Raw genomic sequence first — 22987 nt, forward strand, 5'->3', positions numbered from 1 at the left:
GGACGCGCAGCCGCACCCCGGCCGCTGCGCGTCCGCCCGTCCTCAATCCGCCGCCGTCCCACGAGCGTTGATCCTGTCGACGAGCCGCCCCGCCATCGTCTTGATCGTCTCGAGCCCCTCTCGGCCCCACGGCCGCGGCTCCTGGTCGACGACGCACACCGTCCCGAGCGTCGTCCCCGTGCGGTCGATGAGCGGGGCGCCGAGGTAGGAGCGGATGCCGATCTCGTCGACCACGGGGTTGCCCGCGAACCTCGGGTAGTCGCAGACGTCCTCCAGGACGAGGGCCTTGCGGCGCACCACGACGTGCGGGCAATAGCCGTGGTCGCGCGCCATGACCCGTCCCGGCTGCGCAGGCGCCTGCGGCAGCGGGCCGAGTTCCACGGCGTTGGCCGCCGCCGGAGTGTAGAGCCCGGCGAAGTACTGCCGGTGCTCGTCGATGAAGTTGACCATCGCATACGGCGCGGAGGTGATCCGCGCCAGCTCCCGCGCGAACTCGTCGAACTCGGGTACGGGCACGTCGCCGATCCCCAACTCGCGCAGCCGCACGACCCGTTCGGGGGCTTCGTTGTCCTCAGGGGTGAGCAGCAGGTGCGTCGTCGGGTCGTAGGCCATCGGCATGGCAGCTCCAAGCGTCGATCAGATACTGGACGAGGTCGAGCAGGACGCGCGTCCCGGAGCCGGCGATCCGCGCGTCGCACATCACCACGGGCACCTCCGGCTTGAGGTCTATGGCGGCCCGGACCTCGTCGGGCTCGTACCGGTAGGAGCCGTCGAACTCGTTGACGGCGACGAGGAAGGCGATCCCCCGCCGCTCGAAGAAGTCGACGGCCGAGAAGCAGTGCTCCAGGCGCCGCGTATCGGCGAGGACGACGGCGCCGAGAGCCCCGTCGCAGAGTTCGTCCCAGAGGAACCAGAACCGTTCCTGGCCCGGCGTGCCGAAGAGGTAGAGCACGTGCTCCCGGCTGAGCGTGATCCGTCCGAAGTCCATCGCCACGGTGGTGGTCGCCTTCGACTCGACGCCGCTCAGGTCGTCCGTTCCCGCGCTGACCTGGGTCAGCAGCTCCTCCGTCGAAAGCGGTTCGATCTCGCTCACCGCGCCGACGAAGGTCGTCTTGCCCACCCCGAAGCCACCGGCGACGAGGATCTTGAGAGCGGTGGGGAACGGGTCCGCACCCGCCGCCCACGTCTCAGAGTCGTTTACGGAGCCCATCCAGCACCGCCTCCAGGAGTTGTCGGTCCGTCCTCGCCACGCTCCCCGGGGACGGTCCCGGAGCTCGCGCGGCGATCGCTCCGCACTCCGCCAGATCGGAGAGGAGCACCTTGGTCACCACCGCCGGCAGCCCTATCTGTGCCGCCACCTCCGCCACGGAGACGGGCCCGCCGCACAGGCCCAACACCTGGGAGTGGTCGGGCCCGAGGTAGCTCTGCGGGCGGGCGCCCGTCGCCATCACGAGGGTCAGCAGCGCGAAGTCGGCGGTGGGCCGAGTGCGTCCGTTGCTGACGGTGTAGGGGCGGATCAGCCGCCCGGCTTCGCCGTCGACGAGGGGGCTCTCCGGCGCCTGGCGCCTGCGCCGCGGCTCCTCCGAGGCGGCGGCCCCAGCACTGCGCACGGCGTTCAGCCTCCCACCGAGTGCCGCGCCGGGGTGGCGAGGCTCGGCCGGACGCTCTTGACCAGCATCGCCATCTCGTACCCGAGGACGGCCGCATCCGCCTCGCGGTCCGCGACGACGGCGAGGCAGGCGTTGTGCCCGGCCGTCGAGACGAAGAGGAGCGAGGCGTCCAACTCCACGATCACCTGGCGTACTTCGCCTCCGTCGCCGATCCGTACGCCCGCGCTGCGGGCCAGCGAGTAGAGGCCGGAGGCGAGGGCGGCCATGTGGTCGGCCGTGTCGGGCTCCAGTCCGTCGACGGCCTTCACCAGACCGTCGGAGGAGAGGAGGAGGGCGCTGCGCGCGTGCGGCACGCGCTGCACGAGCCCGGTCAGCAGCCAGGAGAGGTCGGTGTTCCGGCCTACGGGTACTTCGCTCACCATGTTCGCGTTCTTCTCCCTCGGGGGGCGCACCGTGCTAGCGGGTGGGGCGTGCAGGGTCCCCGCCGGAGGCCGGGGACGGGTCGTGGAACTCGGCGTGCCCGGACGGGGCTTCGGCGCCGGGAGACTGCTCCGCGGCGTCCTCGGCGAGGCTCGTGCCCCGCCGGAAGGCGGCCATCAGACCGGGGTCGTGCCCCTCGTCCGCGACCTCCTCGGCGCGCGTTGCGCGCGCGCTCCGGTCGGGCAGGTCGCGCAGCTCCCGTACGAGGTGCTGCTGCCGCCGCCGTCTCGGCAGCCGGGGGCGCGCCGCGTCGGGGGTCCCCGCGCCTTCGCCCGGCGCCTCGGGCAGGTGGACGGCGTCCGTGGTGACGACGGGCGCCCACCGGTGCACCGTTTCCCGCGCCGACGGCAACGGCTCGGCGGTGCCGGGTGGCTGAGGGTCCTCCGGCTCGGCCGGCCGCGGAGGTTCGGGCGTCGGACGCTGCTCGGGGAGCGGCCCAGTACCGGCGTCCGCCGACACGGAGGAGCCCTCCACCGGCGGCCGCTCCGACTCGCCTCCGGCGCCCGGCGGTTGGACGACGGCGTTCTGCTGCGTGCTGCCGAGGCCCCGCGCGAGCCGCGCCGACTCCGGTTCCTCGCCGAGGAGTTCGTACGGCACGACGAGCACCGCCTGGACGCCGCCGTAGATGTTGCTCTGCAACTGCACGACGATGCCGTGGCGTTGGGCGAGCGCCGACACGACGAAGAGGCCGATCCTGCCGTCCTGGAGCAGTTCGGGAACGTCGATCCGGTCGGGGTCGGCGAGCACCGAGTTCATGCGGCTCTGCTCGGCCGCCGTCATGCCGAGCCCGCGGTCCTCGACCTCGACGGCGAGGCCGGCCGTCACGTACTGGGCGCGGAGCAGAACTTGGCTCTGCGGGGCCGAGAACACCGTTGCGTTCTCGATGAGTTCGGCGAGGAGGTGGATGACGTCGGCGACGGAGTGCCCGCGCAGCGTGCCCTCGATCGGCGGCACGAGCTTGACCCGCGGGTACTGCTCCACCTCGGCGATCGCGGAGCGGAGCACCTCGGTCATCGTCACGGGACGCGTCCACTGCCGGCGGGAGACGGCTCCGCCCAGAACCGCGAGGTTCTCGGCGTGCCGCCGGACGCGGGTGGCGAGGTGGTCGACGTGGAAGAGGCCCTTGAGCAGGTCCGGGTCCTCGACCTCGGCCTCCAGCTCGTCGAGGAGCTCGATCTCCCGGTGCACCAGGGACTGGAGTCGCCGTGCGAGATTGACGAAGACCTCGACCCGGTCGTGCATGTGCTCCCCCGTCTCCCGCGGGAGCGGTGGCGCCGCCTGCGCCGCACCGGACGCCGCGAGCTCGGCCGCGCAGGCGACCGCCGCCTCCGCCTCCCGCCGGGCGAGCGCCACCTCGTGCGCCAGCAGGTCGACGGCGTCGCCTCCGGGTTCGGGGAGCGGCGCACGCGCGCGCGGCTCGGGGGTCCCGCCCTGCTCCAATTCCTGCACAGCGGCACGTACTTCCGCCCGCCCCGCGGCCACGACGCGCCGCACCGCCGCACAGCGCTCGACCGCGTTCCGCGCCTCGGCGCGCGCATAGACGACGGCGCAGGCGAGCACCGCCCCGACGAGCAGCACCGCCGAACCGAAGACGCCCCAGAGCGCCGCGCCGTAGGTGAGGCTCCCGCGCGTCCCCGAGCCGAGGACCACCACGACGACAACCGTGGCCATCGCTGCCACCAGCACCCCAGGCAGGAGCGCGAGCCGTGCGAGGCGACGGCGCGCTGCGGCGTCGCCCGCCCCCTCGGGCGCCGGCGTACGGCCGTGGCGTCGCCGGGCCCCGGTCCCCGAAGGCGCGTCCGGCACCGCGTCGGACCAAGCGGTACCGGAAGTTCCCATTCCCGTATGCGCAAGGTGGTTCGGAGGTTCAGGCACAGGGGTTCCTCGTCGTTTGGGGGCGCACACTCAGGGGCTGCGCCGGCTCGACCGCGCTCTCGCGGACGGGCGGCGGACCGCACTGCGAGCACGCGGCTCGCCGGTGTGCTGCATATCCATGGCGTGCCGGGGCGGGCCGGGTGGCCGACGACGGATCGGTGGCGGCGCGTACGCCCGACACCGCACCGGGCTGCGGCTGCACGCACGGGCCGTGCGCAGGCACCCTCCCGGGCCTCGACGCGCCTGCCGTGCCTGGCGTGGTCGGCTCGGCGCTGTCGGACGACCCTAGCCGCCCCGTCCCCCGCGGTCAGAGGCGAACTGCGGATTCGCCACCCCGCGCCAGCTCCCAAAGAGTGAAGTTCCCGAGCAGCTTCCCCTGTTCACCGCGCCGCCCCGACGAGCCCTCCGCCCGCGCGCACCTGCGAGAACCCGCGAGGCGCCCAACTGCACCCGGCTGCACGCCGGTTCTTGTCCGGGGCCCGCACCGAACAGCAGAGCGCCGCGGGCGGCATGAGGCACAGGCGCGCAATCAGGCGCGTCAGCCGGTTCGCACGCCCCGAATCCCCGCCGTGTACAGGCCGGTTCGCACGCCCCAACTTCCGCCGCGCACAGATCGATTCGCACGCCCCGCCCTCAGAACCCCGTGCACCGCACCGTCACGTTCAGCCGACCGCTGGTCGGCCCCCTCGCCTGGTCGCCCGTACCGGGGCGCACCTTGGGAACACCGTGGTAGGCCAGCCGCGAGGGGCCGCCGAAGACGAAGGCGTCCCCGTCGCGCAGCTCGACGTCGCGCCAAGGCCGGCCGCGGCCCTCCGCGTTGCCGAAGCGGAAGGTGCAGCTATCGCCGAGGCTGAAGGAGACGACAGGCTCGGCCGAGCGCTCGTCGCTGTCCCGGTGCATCCCCATCCTCGCCTCGGGGCCGTAGAAATTGACGAGCGCGACGTCGTACGCCGCGTCCCCGGTCCCGAACGCCGCGGCGTCCCCGTAGACGCCGCCGTACGCCTCCGCGACCGCGCGCCGCGCCCACTCCCCCAGCCACCGAGGGAACGGCTTCACCGGCGCACCGTCACCGTCGGCGACGGTGCGCACATAGCGGTACGGATACCAGTGCCACCCCAGGCTCACCTGCTGCACCGACATCACGCCGCCCCGCGGCATCCGCACCGTCCGCAGCCCGGCGGGCGGGCGCGCCCACCCGCGGCACGCGGCCACCAACTCCCCGCGCTCGGCGGCGTCGAGCCAGCGCGGCAGGTGCACGGCACCTGGGGCCACCTCGACCGGCTCCGCGCCCCCTCCGGGGAGCGGGAACAGACTTTCGTGCGTACCGTCCATCCCGTTCATCCTGCCGCCGCCTCCCCGTCCGCGCACCCGCCGGGTGCCCCGCGTCACTCGACGCGGACCTGATCGGCGACCCCGAAGATGCCGTAGGGTCGGCCCTGTCGGCAGCCGCCGCGGCCGCGAGGCGTCCGGCTCCCCGGTCGGCGCCCCTGCGCGCGGTACGCGCGGCGCTGCCGAGCCGACAGAGTCGAGCAGCAGAATCGAGGGCACCCCGTGAGCCAGCAGTCCGCCGAATCCGTACTGACCGGTGTCCGCAACTTCCGCGACGTCGGCGGCCTGCCGACGCGGGACGGCCGGCGAGTACGGCACGGCGTGCTGTACCGCAGCGGCCACCTCGCCAACGCCACCCCCGAGGACGCCGCGTACCTCGGCAGCCTCGGCCTCCACACCGTCTTCGACTTCCGCAACTCGGCCGACCTCGCCCTCGACGGCGTCGACGTCGCGCTTCCCGGCGTCCGCAACGTCAACATGCCGCTCAACGACCCGGCGGACGGCGCCGAGTTCTGGAAAATGGTCCGCGGCGGCGAGCTCGACGAGCTGCGCGCCGCGCTCGCCGACGGCAAGGGCGAGGCGCGCATGGTCGACACCTACCGCACGCTCATCACCACCCGCACCGAGGAGATCGGGCGCCTGCTGCGCGCGATAGCGGAGGAGACCGTCCCCGCGCTGCTGCACTGCGCGGCGGGCAAGGACCGCGCCGGGATGTCGATCGCCATCGTGCTGATGGCCGTCGGCGTCGACCACGAGTCGGTCGAGGCCGACTACCTCCTCTCGAACGCCCCCGGCCGGCGCTACCTGATCCACCGCGGCTCCCGGGTGAAGGACGGCCTCTCGTCCGAGGTGGTCGAGCTGCTCTCCCCGCTCTTCGACGCGCGGGCCACCTACCTCGCCGCCGCGATGGAGACGATCGAGGAGACCTGGGGCGGCGTCGAGCACTACCTCACCAAGGGGCTCGGGCTCACCGACGAGACGCGCGACCGCCTGCGGGAGCGACTCCTCGAAGAGGGCTGAGGCACCGCGGCGCCCGGCCTGCCGGGCGCCGCCTACCGGTCGGCGACCGCCTGCTTGACGAGGGTGCGCCCGAACTCCCACAACAGGCCGCTGCCGTTGTGGGCCTCGTCCATCACCTCGGTGAACGCCTCGACGAACCTGTCGACCTCGCGCTCGCCGACGACGAGCGGCGGGATCAGCTTGATCACCTCGAGGTGGTCCCCCGATACCTGCGTGAGGATACGGTGGCGCTGGAGCAGCGGGGCCACCACCAACTGCGAGAAGAGGCCCTTCCGCGCCGTCTGGAGCATCGTCCAACGGCTGCGCAGCCCTAGGGACTTGGGCTTGCCGAACTCGATGCCCACCATCAGCCCCCGCCCGCGCACCTCCTTGAGCAGCTCGTACTTCTCCTGGAGCGCCGTCAGCCGCTCCAGAAGCTGCTGCCCCGTGCGGTGGGCGTTGCCGACGAGATCCTCCTCCTCCAGCACCGAGAGCGTCGCCAGCCCCGCGGCCATCGCCTGCGCGTTGGCGCCGAAGCTCGCCGAGTGGACGAGCACCCGGTCGATGGAGCGGTAGACCTTCTTGAAGATCCAGTCCTTCCCCAGCGTCGCACTCACCGGCACATACCCGCCGGAGAGCGCCTTCGCGGCGCAGACGAGGTCGGGGTCTGCACCGCCCTGCGCAGCGGAGCCCTCGTACTGGTACGCGAAGAAGTCCCCCGTGCGTCCGATGCCCGTCTGGACCTCGTCGACGACGAGCAGCGCGCCGTGCCTGTGGAGGAGGTCGCCCGCGGCACGCAGGAACCCCGGAGGAGCCTCGTGGACGCCCTTCCCCTGGATGGGCTCGACGATCAGTGCCGCGACGTCGCCGCGCTTCAACTCCTGCTCCAGCGCCGTGAGATCGCCGAGCGGCACCGCCGTGTCCGGAAGGAGCGGGCCGAACCCCTCGCGGAAGCCGTCCTCACCGTTGACCGAGAGCGAGCCGGTGGTGAGGCCGTGGAAGGCGTGGTCGCAGTAGAGGACGCGGGAGCGCCCCGTGGCACGGCGCGCGAACTTGAGCGCCGTCTCCACCGCCTCCGTGCCGCTGCTCCCGAAGAAGACCCTCTCCATGCCGGGCGCGTGCGAGAGCAGCCGCTCCGCGAGGAGGCCGGGCAGCGGCGAGCAGTCGAAGCGGGTCAGGTCGGGCAGGTCGGCGTCGAGGACGTCGTGGAGCGCCTTGCGTACGACGGGGTGGTGGCGGCCGAGGCCCATGACGCCGAAGCCGGCGAGCATGTCGAGGTACTCGCGGCCGTCCTCGTCGTAGAAGTAGGCGCCCTCACCGCGCTCGTAGAACCGGTCGAAGCCGATGGTGCGGAGCATCCGCGGAAGCTGGTGGTTGAGGTACCTGGTGTGCAACTCGTAGCGCTCGCCGCCGCGTTGGGACAGCAGCTCGCCCAGGTCGAAGCCGGTCACGCCGTGGTCTCCCGTCTCTGAGTGCACACCGAACGTTCTCACACCGCCGGGGAGCTGCACCGCCGTTGCGGCACAACTCCCCGGCGGTTTCCGTCACTTCGCGCCGAGCGTCTCCGTCGCGGCGCGCAACGACTCCTTGAGCGAGCCCAGGGTGGCGAAGACCGCGGTCGGCTCGTAGCCGCAGTGCGCCATGCAGTTGGCGCAGCGCTCGTCCTTGCCGCGGCCGTAGGAGTCCCAGTCGGTCTCCTCCACCAACTCCTTGTACGTCGGAACGTAGCCGTCGCTCATCAGGTAGCAGGGGCGCTGCCAGCCGAAGAGGGAGTAGTTGGGGATCGCCCACGCGGTACAGGCGAAGTCGGCCTTGCCCTCGAGGAAGTCGAGGAAGAGCGGGCTGTGGTTGAGCCGCCACCGGTTCCGGTTGCCGCCGGCGAACGCCTTCCTGAACAGCTCCCTCGTCTGGTTGACGCCGAGGAAGTGCTCCTGGTCCGGCGCCTTCTCGTAGGCGTAGGCGGGCGAGATCATCATCTCGTCCACCTTCACCTCGTCGTTGAGGAAGTCCAGTACGTCGACAACGGTCTGCGGGGTGTCGGTGTTGAAGAAGGTGGAGTTGGTGGTGACGCGGAAGCCGCGCCGCTTCGCCTCCTTCATCGCCTCGACGGCCTCGTCGAAGACGCCCTCCTTGGCGACGGACTCGTCGTGCCGCTCCCGCAGCCCGTCGATGTGGACGGCGAAGGCGAAGTACGGCGACGGCTCGAACTCGTCCAACTTCTTCCGCAGCAGCATCGCGTTGGTGCACAGGAAGATGTACTTCCTCCGCGCCACCAACTGACGCACGATCTCCCCGATCTGCGGGTGCATCAACGGCTCGCCCCCGGCGACGGAGACCATCGGCGCGCCCGACTCCAGCACGGCACCGACCGCCTGCGCGACCGGCATCCGCTGCTTCAGCACGCCCGCCGGATGCTGGATCTTCCCGCACCCCTCGCACTTGAGGTTGCAAGCGAAGAGCGGTTCCAACTCCACGATCAGCGGGAACTTCTCCCGCCGCCGCAGCTTCTGTTGCATGAGGTACGTGGCGATACGGACGGTCTGGCGAAGAGGCATGGCCATATCTCGCTCACCTCCAGGGGAGCAGCAAGGATCGGTGCCATTCGAGGAATGCGGGGAGGACGGTGCGCAGGCGGCGGAGGGCGGATATCCCCCCGCGGAGCGTGCCCGCACGGACGAGTTCGTGCCCCGGTGCGTCGACGACCACCCGCACCGCTGCGACCGGTCGGCGCCCCGCCGACCCCGCCGCCGCGTGCAGCACGGCCGCGGACTCCATGTCGGCGGCGACGGCCCCGCCCGCACGGAGCACGGCCCGCTCCGCGCCGCGTACCACGTGGTCGCTGCCGGCGAGGAGGCCGCGGTGCACCCTGCCGTACGGCAGCAGCGCGGCGGCGAGCAGCTCGGCGCCCGTGCACGCTGTGCTCTCGCTCCCGTCGGACGTCTCCTCGGCGACGACGAGGTCGCCCGGACGCATCCCGGGCACGAGCCCCGCGCAGAACCCGGTGGCGAGCACGGCCGTGCCGCCGGGCACGGGCTCGTCGCTGAGCCGCCGTGCGACGGAGCGCCGGGCGGCGCGGGGCCCCATGCCGGTACGCAGCAACTCCGGTGCGCCCGGGGCCGGAAGGGCTGCGGCCCGGCGTGCGCCGCTGCGCAGCGCGCGGTGCTCGATGCCGAGCGCGCACACCACGAGCAGCCTGTCGGAGGCCCCGGGCGCCGTCATCATGCGGTCCGGTGCGGGAGGCCGTCACCGTGGAGGTAGCGGCCGAGCGCGGTGAGCGGGAAGACGAGGCGGTAGAGGTGGTAGTTGATCGAGAAGTCCCAGGGGAACCCCGTGCCCGTGAAGTACGGCTCGTCCCAGGTGCCGTCCGCGCGCTGGGTGGCGGCGAGCCAGCGCAGCCCGCCGTGCACCGCGTCGGAACCGCGCTCCCCCGCGGCGAGCAGGGCCATCAGGGCCCAGCCCGTCTGTGAGGCGGTCGAGGTTCCGTTGGCCACCCACTCGGCGTCGATGTAGGAGCGGAGGTCCTCGCCCCAGCCGCCGTCGTCGTTCTGCACGCTCTCCAGCCAGCGGACGGCCCGGCGCATCGCCGGGTGCGCCGACGGGAGCCCGGCGGCGGCGAGCGCGGGGAGCACGGAACCGGTGCCGTAGAGGTAGTTGACCCCCCAGCGGCCGAACCACGCGCCCGTGGGCTCCTGTTCGGAGAGGAGCCAGGCGAGGCCCTTGCGGAACTGCGGGTCGCTCTGCCGGCCCTCGGCCGCGAGCATCTCCAGGACGTGCGCGGAGACGTCTGCCGACGGCGGGTCGATCACCTCGCCGAAGTCGCAGAACGGAAGGCGGTTGGGGAACGCACTGGTGTTGTCGGCGTCGAAGGCTCCCCAGCCCCCGCTCCTCGACTGCATGCCCAGGTTCCAGGCGGCCGCCCGAGCGACGGCCCTGTCCACGCCCCGCAGCTCCGGGTGGTGGACCCGGCGCAGCGCCAGCGCGACCTCCGCCGTGTCGTCGGTGTCAGGGTAGTTGTCGTTGTCGAACTCGAACGACCAGCCGCCGGGCGCCAGTTGGGGCCTGCGCACCGACCAGTCTCCCGGACGCACCACCTGCTCGCCCAGCATCCACTCGGCCGCCGACCGCAGCGCCGGATGGTCCCTGGGGACTCCGGCGTCGGCGAGCGCAATGGTGGCGAGGCAGGTGTCCCAGACGGGCGACTGGCATGCCTCGATCATCCGCACGGGGCCGTCGGGCGCCGCTCCCGCCTGCTCACCCTCCGAACCGGGCGACTCCCCGTCGCGCCACACGGCGAAGCTGTCGAGCGCCGCCAACCCGGCCTTCATGACGGGGTGTTGGAGGTCGTAGCCGAGGAGGCGGAGGGCGATGAGGGAGTACACGGCGGGCGGCTGGATGCCTCCCCAGCAGCCGTCGTTCTCCTGCCGGACGATGATCCAACGCTCAGCGGAGCGCAGCGCAGCCCGCCGCAGGGCCCTGGAGTGCACGCGCCGGTACGCGTGCAGGGTGCGGTCGAGCCGCTGGAAGGCGCCCTCCCAGCTCCGCACAGAGGCCGTCCGCCGCTCGGGGACCGGGCGCGCCGGGTCGCGGTGCAGCTCGTCGAGGCGGAAGGGTGCGCGGTGTGCGGGGCGGAACGCGCAGACGACGGTGAGCGGCACGATCGTCTGCCGCGCCCAACTGCCGAAGGAGTAGATGTTGAGCGGCACCCACTTCGGCAGGTACATCAACTCGGGCGGCATCTCGGGGAGTTCGTCCCAGCTCCACCAGCCGAAGAGGGCGAGCCAGATCCGCGTGAAGACCCTGCTGCGGGCGACGCCCCCGTGCTCGCGGACCCACGCGGAGGCCCGCGCCATGTGCGGTGCCCGCGGCTCGTCCCCGGCGAGGCGGAGCGCGACGTACGCCTCGATGGTGGCGGAGAGGTCCCCCGGGCCGCCGTAGAAGGTGGCCCAGGTGCCGTCGGGGCGCTGCTCGCCGCGGACGAAGCGGGCGGCTGCCGCCGTCGTCGCCTCGTCCCGGATGCCGAGGAACTCGCGGAGCAGGAGGTCCTCCGCGTCCATCGTGACGTTGGTCTCCAAGTCCCCCTTCCACCAGCCCTGTTGGTGCTGGAGCCCCAGGAGGGCCCCGACCGCGCGGTCGGTGGTGCGCGAGACCAGTGCGTCGAGGTCGGAGTCCGGAGGCGGTGGGTTCGGGGGGCTCTGCGCGGTCTCCGTCACGGCCGGGAGTGTGCCCACCCGGGTGGTGCCGGATGCCGCCGCGGCCCGGGCTGTGCCCGGGTCCGCGGAACCGTCGGTGGTCGATGTCATCTCGCGTTCCCCTTCCGAAGTGGCCTGAGCCTCCGAAGAGTCCGGGCAGATGTTGCCTTGTGCTCACCGCTCCCTGACGACGACGAAGTCCGCGAGGGCCGCGAGCCGGTCACGGACCCGGCTTGGCATCTCGACGGCGTCGAGAGCCCGGACCGCCCTCGCGTGCTGCCGCTGCGCCTCGGCCGACGTCCAGTCCCGGCCGCCGGCCTCCTCGATCAGCGCGGCGCGCGTCGCGAACTCGGCCTCGTCGAAGTCCTCGAACTCCGCCTGCGACTTCTTGGCGTCGGCCGCCATCAGCTCGGCGAGCCGCGAGGGGGCGCTGCCGCTCGCCGAGAGCGCCGCGGCGACGGGGAGCGACTTCTTGCGCTGCCGCAGGTCGCTCCAGGCCTGCTTGCCCGTCGACTCCGGGTCGCCCCAGATGCCCAACAGGTCGTCGACGGCCTGGAACGCGAGCCCGAGGTGGTAGCCGTACTCCTCCAGCACGTCCGCCGTGCGGTCGTCGGCGCCGCCGAGCACGGCGCCGACCGAGGCGGCGCAGGCGAGCAGGGCTCCGGTCTTGTTCCCCTCCATCTCCAGGCACTCCTCGACGGTGACGACGTCGCGGTGCTCGTAGGAGATGTCCTGCGCCTGCCCGTCGATGAGCCGGCGGCTCGCCGTGGTGAGCCGCCTGGTGGCGCGGCCGGCCTCCGGGGTGCCGAGCTCCAGCAGCACCTCGTTGGCGAGCGCGAAGAGCGCGTCGCCGACGAGGATCGCCTGCGAGGGCCCGTGCACCTTCCAGACGGTGTCGCGGTGCCTGCGCTGCTCGTCCCCGTCCATCAGATCGTCGTGCAGGAGCGAGAAGTTGTGCACGAGCTCGACGGCGACGGCCCCGGGGACACCGGTCTCCGGCGACGCCCCCGTCGTCTCCGCCGAGAGCAGCGCGAGCGCGGGGCGCACCGCCTTGCCCCCCACCGACGAGGGGTTCCCCTCCGCATCGATCCAGCCGAAGTGGTAGGCGGCGACGGTGTCCATCGGCGGTGCGAGCCGGTCGACGGCCGCACGCAGGGCAGGGGTCGCAAGCGTGCGCCCGCGCTCCAGCAGCGCGGGGACGTCGGCGGTGTCGGCGGCCTCGGTGCCCTGGTTCACCTGGATCACAGGGTCTCCTCTGTCTTCTGTGCGGTCGGTCTCGGGTGCCTCGCCTCGACGAGGAAGGCGGTCGGTCGGGGCGCCGGGCGCGGGGGACCGCTGTGTTCGGCGTTCACGCCACCGCCCTTCCCTCCGTGCCCGGCACCGGGTTGGCCTCGCCGGCCCGCCCGATGCCGCGGAGCGCCTCGCGGGCGGCGGCGGCACCGCTGCGCACGGCGGACTCCATCGTCGCCGGCCACCCGGTGTCGGTCCACGCGCCGGCGAGGTAGACGCCGGCGGCCCGCGTCCGCGGCCCGGGACGGAGCCGCCCGACGCCGGGCGCCGGGTCGAACGTCGCGGTGCGCTCCCTGGTGACGAAGAAGTCCCGCACGCCTGCGCCGCGGGCGGCGGGCAGCAGCCGCTCCAGCTCGGGCAGGTACTTCGCCCGCAGCTCGGCGACAGGCGCGTCGATCTCCGCACCCGCCGCCGACTGCGAGACCGCCAGGTACTGGCCGTCTCCCGTGAGCCCCGAGGAGGCCGTCCGGTCGAAGACCCACTGGACGGGGCTGCCCAACGCCGTGAAGAATGGACGCCTGAGCACCTTGCGGTCGTAGACGACGTGGACGTTGAGGATCGGCGCCGTGCCGATGTCGAGAAGCGCGTCCGGCTCCGCGAGCGCCTGCTCCGGCAGCAGCGCGTGCGCCTCCCGCTGCGGCACCGCGAGGACGACGACGTCGGCGTCGAACTCCTCCGCCCCTCCCCCGTGCTCCACGACGACGCGGCGCCCGCCGTCCGGACCGGTACCGAGCGTCCTGGCCTTCGCCCGCAGCAACGTGCGGACGCCGGACTCCTCGAGCGCGGAGCGTGCCAGCCCGTCGTGGATCTCGCCGAGGGGCACCCGCGCCCAGCCGACGTCCGCCGCGCCCGGCGAGGTGAGCAGCCCCGTCTTGAAGACCTTCGCCGCGAGCCCCATCGACGCGTGCTGGGCGTGCGCGTTGAGCGTGGCGACCCCCACGAGGTCCCAGAGCGCGTCGATCGCGCGCTCGCTCTGGCCGTGCCGGTGCAGCCAGGTGGCGAAGTCGACGCCGTCGAGGGCGGGGTCGGCCGGGTCGAGTCGGCGCAGCGCGAGGGCGGCGCGCCCCACCGACGCCTTCTCGGCGAGGCTCAGGTGCGGATAGGCGGCGAGCCCCGGCACCAGGTGGAGCGGTACGGGGAGCGCGGCGCGGCCGATCCGCCCCGCGCGGGCGCGCTCCCGGCCGACGTCGAGGACGGGGATGTCGAGGCGACGCTGGAGCGGCGCGAGCGCGGAAGCGCCCAGCCGCTCCAGCAACCACAGGTACGCGGTGCAGCAACGCAGGTGCACATGCTGGCCGTTGTCGACGGTGAGCGGCCCTGCGGCCGAGTCGCGTCGGAAGGAGAAGGCGAGGCCGCCGAGGCGGGGCCGGGTCTCCACGAGTGTGGTGCGCAGGCCCGCGTCGGCGAGCCGGAGCGCGGCGGTCGTACCGGCGAGGCCACCGCCGACGACGACGGCGCTGCGCGCGCCCGCCCGCCTGCCCGTTGCCTCGATCATGCGTCCTCCTCCCGACCTGACGCGGGGGCACGGCAGCGGGTTGCTCCCTCGCGCCCGTGCGCGCCGGCCCTCACCTTCGCCCCCGCGCGCTCTGCCGTGCGTCCCAACCCGAGAGCCCGCGTGCGGCGACGTACGCCTTCTCGCGGGCAGGCAACGAGACCCGGCCGCGCAGCACCGCGTGCGGGTCGGCCTCGATGCGGTCGAGGAGACGGCGGTAGATGCCCGCCATCGCCGCGACGCAGGCGCCCGAGCGCCGGTCGAGCATCGGGAGGAGACGGTACCCCTCCTCGAAGAGGCCGCGGGCGCGGTGGACTTCGAAGTGCACGAGCCCGGTGAAGTCGGCGGCCGCGGACGGTGTCCGCGAGTGGAAGCCGTCCGCGCAGCCGAACTTTTCGAGGTCCTCGGCGGGGAGGTAGGTGCGGCCGTCCTCCGCGTCCTCGCGAACGTCCCTGAGGATGTTGGTGAGTTGGAGGGCGAGGCCGAGCGTGTCGGCGTACTCGGGTGCGCGGTCGGCTTCCCGTGCGCCCGGCACGGTGCCGAAGACCCCGAGCGAGAGCCGCCCGATCGCGCCGGCGACGCACCGGCAGTAGGCCTGCAGCTCCTCCCAGGTGCGGTAGGTCTCGCCGCGGACGTCCATCAGCACGCCGTCGATGAGTTCGTCGAGCCCTTCGAGCGGCAGCGGAAAACGCTGCGCCGCGTCGCTCAGCGCCACCGCGACCGGATCGGTGTCGTCGAGCGGCACCTGCCCGCGGCGGACGCGGTCGAGGACCTCGCGCGTCTCGTCGAGGCGGCGCTGCTTGACGTCGGCTGCGAGGGCGCCGTCACCGATGTCGTCGACGCGGCGGGAGAACGCGTAGAGCGCGGACATCGCCTGGCGCTTGGCCTCGGGCAGCAGCCGGATGCCCCAGGCGAAGTTCCGGGCCTGCTGCCCCGTGACGGCTTCGGAGTAGCGGTAGGCCGCGGCCACCTGGGGCGGCAGTTGCACGTCGTGTGCGGCTCTGTCCACGTCCACTCACCCCTCTCTTCGCAGGCTCGCCCCGACCTGGCGCACGAGGCGGAGCCGGCCCGCGCGCGGTGGTCCGGACAGTACGTCGTACCGGGCGTCGCGCAGCGCACCGATGGCGGCGCGGCCACCGCCCGTGAACCCGGCGAGCAGGAGACGCAGCCGGCCGTGGACGCTGCGGACGAGCGGCGCCCCCTCGTCGAGGAGCCGCTGCGCCCGGTCCGCCTCGAAGGCGATCAGCGCCCGGACCGAGGCGTTGGCGCTGGGTGCCGCGAGGTCGGCCTCGGTGACCCGGAAGCGCTCCATGTCCTCGGCGGGAAGGTAGATCCGATCGCGGGCGAGGTCCTCCGCGACGTCCTGGAGGTGCTCGACGACCTGGAGCGCCGTGCAGATCGCATCGGACCGCTCCACACGTTCGGGCGTGTTGGTGCCGGTGACGGCGAGCACCAGACGTCCGACCGGGTTCGCCGAGAGCTCGCAGTAGGAGAGGAGGTCGGACCAGCCTGCGTAGCGGCGGACCTTCTGGTCCTGGCGGTTCGCCTCGACGAGGCCGAGGAACGGTTCGATGCCGAGCCCGCTGCGGTCGACGGCCGGGACGAGGGCCCGGAGCAGCGGGTGGTTCGGCGGGGGGCCTGCCGGGTCGAAGGCGCGCCGGAGGTCGGCCTCGAACGCGTCGAGCACGGCGAGCCTGTCGTCCGCGAGGTCGGGGGCGACGCCGAGGAGCGCGGTGTCCGCGCCGCCGGGGGCGAGGTCGCCGTCGCCGATGTCGTCGACGAGGCGGGCGAAGCCGTAGACGGCCATCAGGTCCTCGCGCCATGCCCGCGGAAGGAACCGCGGCGCCACCGGGAAGTTCTCGCGCGTGGCCTTGGCGAGCACGGCGCGCGCGTGCGCGTCCTCCTCCGCAGTCACCACGTACTGCCAGCAGCCATTGCCGTCACATCTCCGTTTCTACACCGCCGACCCAGAGCTTCCCATTCCGGACACGCCGCCGGAGCGAGCAGTGCGGACGCCGCATGCGGGACGTGCGCCGGGGCAGGACGGAAGGGGTTGCGTTCGCCCGAGTTGCCGTGAATCAGCACCCGCCACAGCTTACGCCGTACGGCAACCTTCTGTGAGGGCGGGCACACGAGAAGGAACACCACGAGGGCACAGGCTCGCCTTCAGGTCCCATGCGTTTCTCCCGAAGGCGCTTCGAGGATGCCTCGCAGCATGTCGTCGACGGTACGGACGATCGCGGTCTCCGCCTGGGCCGAGGAGAGGTGCGAGAGAGGGCCGTCGAGGAGGAGCATCGCGACGCCGTGCACCGCGGCCCAAGCGCTCACCTCTGCGCCGGGGCGGCGCTCCGGCGCGAGGAGGCCGGCGTCGAGGAGCGCGTCCATGACGTCGGAGAGGAGGCGGAAGGCGCGGTCGTCCCATGCGCCGGCCTCCGGGCAGAACTCCTCTGCGGCGGACGGGACTTCGGACCGGGCGCCGCCCATAGAAGCCGTCGGGTCCGGGTGGTGGCTGAACGCAGCCCGGAAGAGGCCGGGTTCGTCGAGCGCGAAGCGTACATAGGCGCGGCCCGCGGAACGCAGCCTGGCGACCACCGACTCGCCGTCCGCGCCCGGGTGGTCGGCGCCCGCGGCCTCCATGCGGTCGGCGAGCCGGGCCAGGGCCTCGAACTTGACGGCTCGCAGGAGGTCGCCCTGTCCGCGGAAGTGGCGGTAGGCGGCCGTCGGGGAGACGCCGGTTGCGCGCGCCGCGGCCCGTAGGACGACGGCCTGGGGGCCGCCCTCGCGTGCGAGCGCCGTCGCGGCCCGGGTGAGCGCGTTGCGCAGGTCGCCGTGGTGGTAGCCGCTCCTGCCGGGAGCGGCGGGCCGGTCCGTCACCGCGGTCCTACCTCCTGAAGTTGACACTATTAACTTCCGCTGAAATCTTACATGTTGACGCTGTACACATCTTTCTTGCCCACGGGGGACACCACGTGTTCGGACGACTCGCGTCATTCATCCACCGGCACGCACGCGGAGTGTTGGTACTCACCGCCGTCGCCGTCGTGGCGATGGGCGCCCTCGGCGCGGGGGCCTTCGGCAAGCTCCAGAGCGGAGGGTTCGAGGACCCGTCCTCGCCCTCCGACCGGGCGAAGGTGCTCATCGACGAGCGGTTCGGGGGCGAGCCCAACCTCGTCCTCCTCGTCGAGCCGCGGGAAGGCGGCCTCGACTCGGCCGCCGTCCGCCGGGCCGGCGAGAAGCTCACCGCGGGCCTCGACGCCGAGCAGCACATATCCCACGTCGCCTCCTACTGGGGTCCGGGAGGCGACGGGCTCGTCTCGCGGGACGGCGCGAGTGCGCTGATCCTCGCCCATGTCCAGGGCGGCTCGACCACCCTCGAGGACCGCACGGAGGCGGTCACCGGCCGCTGGAGCGGCGAAGTCGGCCCGCTCCAGGTGCAGTCGGGCGGCGGGGCCGCGCTCAACCGGGACGTCTCCGCGCAGGTGTCGAGCGACCTCGCGCTCGCAGAGGCGATCGCCGTGCCCGTCACCCTCGTACTCCTCGTGCTGGCGTTCGGAAGCTTCCTCGCCGCGCTGCTGCCGCTCGCCATCGGACTCATCGCCGTCGTCGGCACCTTCGCCGAGCTGTACCTGCTCGGCAGCGTCACCGACGTCTCCGTCTTCGCCATCAACCTCACCACGGCACTCGGCCTCGGGCTCGGCATCGACTACGGGCTGCTGCTCGTCAGCCGCTTCCGCGAACGGCTCGGCGAGGGCGGCGACATCGCGGACGCCCTGCGGACGACGGTGCGCACCGCGGGCCGGACGATCCTCTTCTCCGCCGCCACCGTCGTCGCCGCGCTCTCCGCGCTGCTGCTCTTCCCGCAGTTCTTCCTGCGCTCCTTCGCCTACGCCGGCATCGGAGTCGTCGCCATCGCGGCGCTCTCGGCGCTGGTCGTCGTGCCCGCACTGCTCGCCGTGGTCGGGGAGCGGGTCCGCCCGGGGCGTGCACGGCTGCCGTGGGCCGGTACCGTCAGCCGTCCCGACGCGCCGTTCTGGGGGCGACTCGCCGCACTCGTCTTCCGTCGTCCCGTGGTGACGGCGCTGCCCGTGCTCGGGGTGCTGCTCCTCGTCGCCTCGCCGTTGCTCGGGGCCGCGTTCGGGAGTCCGGACGAGCGGGTGCTGCCACCCGGGGCCGAGAGCCGGCAGGTGTCGACGGCCATGGAGGACCACTTCCCCGGCACCGACGCGACCGGCATGCAGATCGTCGTCGAGAAGGCCGAGGGCGACGCCGCGCTCGCCCGGTACGCCTCCCGCCTTTCCCGGCTCGACGGCGTAGCACAGGTGCACGGACCGACCGGCACCTACCGCGACGGCGCACAGGTACGCGGCCCCGGCCGCGCAGAGGCCGCGCTCGCGGCGGGTGACGCACGGCAGTTCACGGCGACGACCTCGACGGAGACGGGGTCCGACGCCGCGCGCCGGCTCGTCTCCCAGGTGCGGGAGGTCCCGGCGCCGGGGCAGGAAGCGCTCGTCGGCGGGCGGGACGCCCAACTCGTCGACGCCCGGCAGTCGATCGGCGACCGGCTGCCCGCCGCCATCGGACTCGTCGTCGCCACCACGTTCGTCCTGCTCTTCCTCTTCACCGGCAGCGTGGTGCAGCCGCTCCGTGCCCTGGTGCTCAACGGGCTGAGCCTGACGGCGTCGATCGGCGCGATGGTCTGGGTCTTCCAGGAAGGGCACCTCTCCTCGCTGCTCGGGTTCACGCCCATGCCGATGGACACCTCGATGACGGTGCTGATGTTCTGCATCGTCTTCGGCCTCTCCATGGACTACGAGGTCTTCGTCACCAGCCGCATCAAGGAGCTCCACGAGGGCGGGGCCGACGGGCGCACGGCCGTCGTCGGCGGGCTCTCGCGGACCGGGCGGATCGTCACCATGGCCGCGGGGCTGCTCGCGGTGAGCTTCTTCGCCTTTACCAGCGGGAGCGTCAGCTTCCTGCAGATGTTCGGGCTCGGCAGCGGGTTGGCGATCCTGATCGACGCCGTCGCCGTGCGCGGCGTCCTCGTCCCCGCCGCGATCCGGCTGTTGGGGCCCGCCGCCTGGTACGCACCGGCGCCGTTGAAACGGCTCCACCGGCGCATCGGCCTCTCCGAGGAGGCGGCCGAGCCGCAGCCGGCGCCGGCACGGACCGAGGAGGAGCGGCCCACGCACGCCGGCGTCTGACGAGGCCCCGCGCACGACGAGGCCCCCGCTTCCCGCAGCGGGGGCCTCGCCGTGTGGTGTCCGCGAGCTACTTGCCCGTGAACTTCTCGTACTCCTTGAGGACTTCCTCCGTCGGCCCGTCCTGGACGAGCTTGCCCTTCTCCAGCCACAGCACCCGCTCGCAGGTGTCCCTGATGGACTTGTTGTTGTGGCTGACGAGGAAGACGGTGCCCGCCTCCTTCCGCAGTTCGCGGATGCGGGCCTCGGAGCGCTTCTGGAACTTCTTGTCGCCGGTCGCCAGCGCCTCGTCGATCATGAGGACGTCGTGCTGCTTCGCCGCGGCGATGGAGAACCGCAGGCGCGCCGCCATGCCGGAGGAGTAGGTGCGCATCGGGAGCGTGATGAAGTCGCCCTTGTCCTGGATTCCGGAGAAGTCGACGATGCCCTGGTAGCGCGCCTGGATCTCCTCGCGCGACATGCCCATCGCGAGACCGCCGAGTATCACGTTCCGCTCGCCCGTGAGGTCGCTCATCATCGCGGCGTTGACGCCGAGCAGCGAGGGCTGCCCGTCCGAGTAGACCTTGCCGCTCTCCGCGGGCAGCAGGCCCGCGATCGCCTTCAGCAGCGTCGACTTGCCCGAGCCGTTGGAACCGATGAGGCCGATCGCCTGCCCGCGGTAGGCGGTGAAGCTGACGCCCTTCACCGCGTGGATCTCGCGGACGCCGCCGCCCGGCTTGCGCCGGACGATCCGGTTGAGCGCGGCCGTCGCGCTGCCCTTGCCCTTGGAGCCGCCGTAGACCCGGTAGACGATGTCGAGGTCCTCCGCGATGACGGTGGGGACCCAGGGTTCCGCCGGACGTCCGGCGGTCTCGGCCGCCGGCTCGCCGCGCTCGGTCTCCTCAGCCACGGCCATAACGCTCCTCCGCCTTCCAGAAGAAAACAAATCCGCCGATGCCCACCAGCAGGCCCCAACCGAGCGCCAGCACCCAGACGTGCGGTGGCAGGTAGGCACCGGTGAAGTCGTCGATGAACGCATACCGCATCAGGTCCATGTAGACCGCGGCAGGGTTGCCTTGCGCGATGCTGATCAGCCACTCGGGAGCCCCGGCGCGCACCCGGAGCATGTAGTCGAGCGGGAACATGACGCCGGACGCGTACATCCAGGTACGCATCACGAACGGCATGAGCTGTGCGAGGTCGGGCGTCTTGCTGCCCATCCTCGCCATGATCAGCGCCATCCCCGTGTTGAAGAGGAGCTGGCAGCAGAGCGCCGGCACCGCGATCAGCCACGACCACGTCGGGAACTGCCCGAAGCCGAGCAGGATGACGACGAGGACGATCATCGAGTAGAGCAGTTGCTGGAGCTGCTGGAGCGAGATCGAGATCGGCAGCGCGGCCCGAGGGAAGTGGAGCGCCCGGACGAGTCCGAGGTTGCCGGAGATCGCCCGCACCCCGTTGAGCACGGAGGTCTGGGTGAAGGTGAAGACGAAGACGCCGGTGACCAGGAAGGGGATGTAGTTCTCCTGGCCGCCGGGGGTGCCCTTGCGGCCGCCCAGCAGGATGCCGAAGATGAAGAAGTAGACCGCCGCGTTGAGCAGCGGGGTGGCCACCTGCCAGAGCTGGCCCAGCTTCGCCTGGCTGTACTGGGCCGTCAGCTTGGCGCGGGAGAAGGCCAGGATGAAGTGGCGCCTCGACCAGAGCTGACGTACGTACTCGACCAGTGAGGGCCGTGCCCCGCTCACCGACAGGCCGTACTTGGCGGCGAGTTCGGCGCTGGAGAGCCGGTCGTCGGGCGACGGCGGGGGTGTCACGTCCGCCGCACCCTGGTGGGATGTCTCGCTCACTTTGGAAACTCTCGTCCTCACACTGCGCAGTGTCATGGGCTCAAGACCGCTCGCACATGGATGGTCTCAGATCAGAGCTTGTCAGATCACCGGAGGGCGCCCCAGCCGGGTCAGCCGCCATACGGTGCGCCACCGCATCGGCCTGCGGGGGCCGCACGGCGTACGCCAACCTTCCCGGAAGCCGCCCCACCAAGCCTTCCACGCCGCGCCCGACGGCCGTCGCAGCAGGGTGAGCAGCAGCCAGACGCCGGCGTACACGGGCACCAGCACGGCGGGAAGGTTGCGCCGTGCGAGCCACACCCGGTTCCTCGCGACCATGCGGTGGTAGACCGCATGCCTGCTCGGGGGTGTCGTGGGGTGGTGGAGCACCGCGTCGGGGCGGTAGGCGATGCCCCAACCGGCGTCGAGGGCGCGCCAGGCGAGGTCCGTCTCCTCGTGGGCGTAGAAGAACTCGCCGGGCAAATCGCCGACTTGGGCGAACACCTCGCTGCGTACCGCGTTGGCGCCCCCGAGGAAGGTGGTGACGCGGGAGGAGCGCAGCGGGTCCGAGGCACGCAGCCTGGGGACGTGGCGACGCTGAGTGTGACCCGTCTCCGGGTCGGCGATGCGGAAGCTGATGATGCCGAGGTCCGCTTCGGCGGCGAAGGCCTCGCGGACCCGCTCCGCCGTGTCCGTCTCGGGCAGGAATCCGTCGTCGTCGAGGAAGAGGACCGCGTCGACGGTGAACTCGCCGCCCCGGGGGCGGAACGCCTCGATCCCGACGTTCCGTCCCCCGGGGATGCCGAGGTTCTCGGGGAGCTCGACGGTGCGCAAACCGCCCGGAAGCTCCGGCAGTTCGGGCAACTGCACGCCGTTGCCGACGACCACCACCTCGATCGGGTCACCGTCCTGCGCGGCGACGGAACCCAGCAGCGCGCGCAGCTCCTCGGGCCGGTTGCCCATCGTGAGGACGACGGCTCCCAGGCGCATCCCGGTACCTCCCGCGTTCACTTGAGCCTGCTGGAGGCGAGGATCGAGACGAGGTGGAGCAGCGTCTGCACCACCGCGATCGCCGCGAGCACCGCGATGCCGAGGCGGGTGAAGAAGATCCCGCCCGCGACGGCGTCGACGACGGCGACGGCGAGGATCACCAGCGACGCCTCGACGCCGCCGACGAGCCGGTGGAACTTGAGCGCCGCCGCCGCCTTGCGCGCCAGTGCGAGCCCCGAGGAGCGCGGCACGGCCGCCTCGTCCTGCACCGCGGGCAGGCCGCTGCGCGTCCTGGCCACGTCGACGAGGTCGGTCTCGGCCTTGATGAGGATCGCGCCGAGCGCCGCAAGCGTCCCGAGGAACGCCCAGAGCCACTCGGTGGAGGCGCCCTGCTGGTGGAAGACGTCGGCACCGCGGATGCCGAAGCCGACCAGCAGGGCGGCCTCGCTGAGGTAGTGGCCGACGCGGTCGAGGTAGACGCCCGTGATGGAGGTCTGCTTCCGCCAGCGGGCCACCTCCCCGTCGACGCAGTCCAGCAGCAGGTACAACTGGATCAGCAGCGCGCCGAGGATCGCCCCGGTGAGCCCGGGCACCAGCAACGCGGCGCCGGCGAGGACACCCGCGACGACCATGAGGTACGTGAGCTGGTTCGGCGTGATCCGGGAGTTGACCAGGTACGGATCGACCCGCAGCGAGATCTCCCGCATGTACAGGCGTCCGGCCCAGTGCT

The 22987-nt window shown here is 72.5% G+C and carries 21 protein-coding genes; 2 read left to right on the forward strand and 19 right to left on the reverse strand.

What is annotated here, in order from left to right:
• Nucleotides 1–42: 42 nt before the first annotated feature.
• The 6 genes from F603_RS0114545 to F603_RS0114570 form a co-directional block, all read right to left on the reverse strand.
• Nucleotides 43–618 carry a GAF domain-containing protein gene (locus F603_RS0114545; protein ID WP_019546741.1) on the reverse strand — a complete coding sequence of 192 codons (576 nt, stop codon included), beginning with the start codon at nt 616–618 and terminating at the stop codon, nt 43–45.
• Entirely contained in the window at nt 572–1210 is a 639-nt protein-coding gene (locus tag F603_RS0114550; RefSeq protein ID WP_019546742.1) for a GTP-binding protein, read from the reverse strand. The genes F603_RS0114545 and F603_RS0114550 overlap by 47 nt, the downstream gene beginning before the upstream one ends.
• Complete coding sequence (locus tag F603_RS0114555; RefSeq protein ID WP_019546743.1) at nt 1188–1610, reverse strand: DUF742 domain-containing protein; 423 nt, start codon at nt 1608–1610, stop codon at nt 1188–1190. Before F603_RS0114555 ends, F603_RS0114550 begins: the two co-directional genes overlap by 23 nt.
• A 5-nt stretch (nt 1611–1615) precedes the next feature.
• Nucleotides 1616–2032: a roadblock/LC7 domain-containing protein gene (locus F603_RS0114560; protein WP_019546744.1), complete on the reverse strand. Its 417-nt coding sequence runs from the start codon at nt 2030–2032 to the stop codon at nt 1616–1618.
• Between the two features lie 34 nt (nt 2033–2066).
• Nucleotides 2067–3761 carry a sensor histidine kinase gene (locus F603_RS0114565; RefSeq protein WP_019546745.1) on the reverse strand — a complete coding sequence of 565 codons (1695 nt, stop codon included), beginning with the start codon at nt 3759–3761 and terminating at the stop codon, nt 2067–2069.
• Nucleotides 3762–4598: 837 nt separating this feature from the next.
• The gene (locus F603_RS0114570; protein ID WP_019546746.1) at nt 4599–5306 is read right to left on the reverse strand and encodes an alpha-ketoglutarate-dependent dioxygenase AlkB family protein; all 708 of its coding nucleotides are present in this window, start codon (nt 5304–5306) and stop codon (nt 4599–4601) included.
• 210 nt (nt 5307–5516) lie between these two features.
• Here F603_RS0114570 and F603_RS0114575 point away from each other — a divergent pair, with 210 nt between their 5' ends.
• Nucleotides 5517–6314: a tyrosine-protein phosphatase gene (locus F603_RS0114575; RefSeq protein ID WP_019546747.1), complete on the forward strand. Its 798-nt coding sequence runs from the start codon at nt 5517–5519 to the stop codon at nt 6312–6314.
• Between the two features lie 32 nt (nt 6315–6346).
• On the opposite strand, the gene F603_RS0114580 is transcribed toward F603_RS0114575, so the two are convergent.
• The 9 genes from F603_RS0114580 to F603_RS32205 form a co-directional block, all read right to left on the reverse strand.
• Nucleotides 6347–7744, reverse strand: coding sequence for an aspartate aminotransferase family protein (locus F603_RS0114580; RefSeq protein ID WP_019546748.1), 1398 nt, complete (start codon nt 7742–7744; stop codon nt 6347–6349).
• A gap of 93 nt (nt 7745–7837) precedes the next feature.
• A complete protein-coding gene (hpnH, locus tag F603_RS0114585; protein ID WP_019546749.1) occupies nt 7838–8854 on the reverse strand; it encodes an adenosyl-hopene transferase HpnH in 1017 nt (338 codons plus the stop codon).
• Nucleotides 8855–8861: 7 nt separating this feature from the next.
• Entirely contained in the window at nt 8862–9512 is a 651-nt protein-coding gene (locus F603_RS0114590; RefSeq protein ID WP_019546750.1) for a phosphorylase family protein, read from the reverse strand.
• Nucleotides 9512–11593 carry a squalene--hopene cyclase gene (gene shc, locus F603_RS0114595; RefSeq protein ID WP_019546751.1) on the reverse strand — a complete coding sequence of 694 codons (2082 nt, stop codon included), beginning with the start codon at nt 11591–11593 and terminating at the stop codon, nt 9512–9514. The genes F603_RS0114590 and shc overlap by 1 nt, the downstream gene beginning before the upstream one ends.
• Nucleotides 11594–11656: 63 nt before the next feature.
• Complete coding sequence (locus tag F603_RS0114600) at nt 11657–12727, reverse strand: polyprenyl synthetase family protein (RefSeq protein ID WP_019546752.1); 1071 nt, start codon at nt 12725–12727, stop codon at nt 11657–11659.
• 103 nt (nt 12728–12830) lie between these two features.
• On the reverse strand, nt 12831–14267 hold the full coding sequence (hpnE, locus tag F603_RS0114605; RefSeq protein ID WP_019546753.1) for a hydroxysqualene dehydroxylase HpnE: 1437 nt from the start codon (nt 14265–14267) through the stop codon (nt 12831–12833).
• 70 nt (nt 14268–14337) lie between these two features.
• Nucleotides 14338–15279 carry a presqualene diphosphate synthase HpnD gene (gene hpnD, locus F603_RS0114610; RefSeq protein WP_019546754.1) on the reverse strand — a complete coding sequence of 314 codons (942 nt, stop codon included), beginning with the start codon at nt 15277–15279 and terminating at the stop codon, nt 14338–14340.
• Entirely contained in the window at nt 15280–16182 is a 903-nt protein-coding gene (gene hpnC, locus F603_RS0114615; RefSeq protein WP_019546755.1) for a squalene synthase HpnC, read from the reverse strand. It lies immediately after the preceding gene.
• Nucleotides 16183–16430: 248 nt separating this feature from the next.
• Nucleotides 16431–17138 carry a TetR-like C-terminal domain-containing protein gene (locus F603_RS32205; RefSeq protein WP_019546756.1) on the reverse strand — a complete coding sequence of 236 codons (708 nt, stop codon included), beginning with the start codon at nt 17136–17138 and terminating at the stop codon, nt 16431–16433.
• Between the two features lie 95 nt (nt 17139–17233).
• Between F603_RS32205 and F603_RS0114625 the strand changes: the two genes are divergently transcribed.
• Nucleotides 17234–19465 carry an MMPL family transporter gene (locus tag F603_RS0114625; protein WP_037955921.1) on the forward strand — a complete coding sequence of 744 codons (2232 nt, stop codon included), beginning with the start codon at nt 17234–17236 and terminating at the stop codon, nt 19463–19465.
• 67 nt (nt 19466–19532) lie between these two features.
• Here F603_RS0114625 and F603_RS0114630 read toward each other — a convergent pair whose 3' ends face one another.
• The 4 genes from F603_RS0114630 to F603_RS0114645 form a co-directional block, all read right to left on the reverse strand.
• Complete coding sequence (locus tag F603_RS0114630; protein ID WP_016907919.1) at nt 19533–20357, reverse strand: ABC transporter ATP-binding protein; 825 nt, start codon at nt 20355–20357, stop codon at nt 19533–19535.
• Nucleotides 20344–21288 carry an ABC transporter permease gene (locus F603_RS0114635; protein ID WP_019546758.1) on the reverse strand — a complete coding sequence of 315 codons (945 nt, stop codon included), beginning with the start codon at nt 21286–21288 and terminating at the stop codon, nt 20344–20346. Before F603_RS0114635 ends, F603_RS0114630 begins: the two co-directional genes overlap by 14 nt.
• 81 nt (nt 21289–21369) lie before the next feature.
• The gene (locus F603_RS0114640) at nt 21370–22257 is read right to left on the reverse strand and encodes a glycosyltransferase family 2 protein (RefSeq protein ID WP_019546759.1); all 888 of its coding nucleotides are present in this window, start codon (nt 22255–22257) and stop codon (nt 21370–21372) included.
• 17 nt (nt 22258–22274) lie between these two features.
• Complete coding sequence (locus F603_RS0114645; protein ID WP_019546760.1) at nt 22275–22964, reverse strand: CDP-alcohol phosphatidyltransferase family protein; 690 nt, start codon at nt 22962–22964, stop codon at nt 22275–22277.
• Nucleotides 22965–22987: the final 23 nt, after the last annotated feature.

Origin of the sequence: Streptomyces sulphureus DSM 40104 (assembly GCF_000381025.1) — a bacterium.
Lineage (GTDB): Bacteria > Actinomycetota > Actinomycetes > Streptomycetales > Streptomycetaceae > Streptomyces > Streptomyces sulphureus.

Coding starts and splice junctions, on each gene's coding strand:
- F603_RS0114545 (WP_019546741.1), bottom strand. CDS start 618: ATGCCGATGGCCTACGACCCGACGACGCACCTGCTGCTCACCCCTGAG.
- F603_RS0114550 (WP_019546742.1), bottom strand. CDS start 1,210: ATGGGCTCCGTAAACGACTCTGAGACGTGGGCGGCGGGTGCGGACCCG.
- F603_RS0114560 (WP_019546744.1), bottom strand. CDS start 2,032: ATGGTGAGCGAAGTACCCGTAGGCCGGAACACCGACCTCTCCTGGCTG.
- F603_RS0114565 (WP_019546745.1), bottom strand. CDS start 3,761: ATGGCCACGGTTGTCGTCGTGGTGGTCCTCGGCTCGGGGACGCGCGGG.
- F603_RS0114570 (WP_019546746.1), bottom strand. CDS start 5,306: ATGAACGGGATGGACGGTACGCACGAAAGTCTGTTCCCGCTCCCCGGA.
- hpnH (WP_019546749.1), bottom strand. CDS start 8,854: ATGGCCATGCCTCTTCGCCAGACCGTCCGTATCGCCACGTACCTCATG.
- F603_RS0114590 (WP_019546750.1), bottom strand. CDS start 9,512: ATGACGGCGCCCGGGGCCTCCGACAGGCTGCTCGTGGTGTGCGCGCTC.
- shc (WP_019546751.1), bottom strand. CDS start 11,593: ATGACATCGACCACCGACGGTTCCGCGGACCCGGGCACAGCCCGGGCC.
- hpnE (WP_019546753.1), bottom strand. CDS start 14,267: ATGATCGAGGCAACGGGCAGGCGGGCGGGCGCGCGCAGCGCCGTCGTC.
- F603_RS0114630 (WP_016907919.1), bottom strand. CDS start 20,357: ATGGCCGTGGCTGAGGAGACCGAGCGCGGCGAGCCGGCGGCCGAGACC.
- F603_RS0114640 (WP_019546759.1), bottom strand. CDS start 22,257: ATGCGCCTGGGAGCCGTCGTCCTCACGATGGGCAACCGGCCCGAGGAG.
- F603_RS0114645 (WP_019546760.1), bottom strand. CDS start 22,964: ATGCGGGAGATCTCGCTGCGGGTCGATCCGTACCTGGTCAACTCCCGG.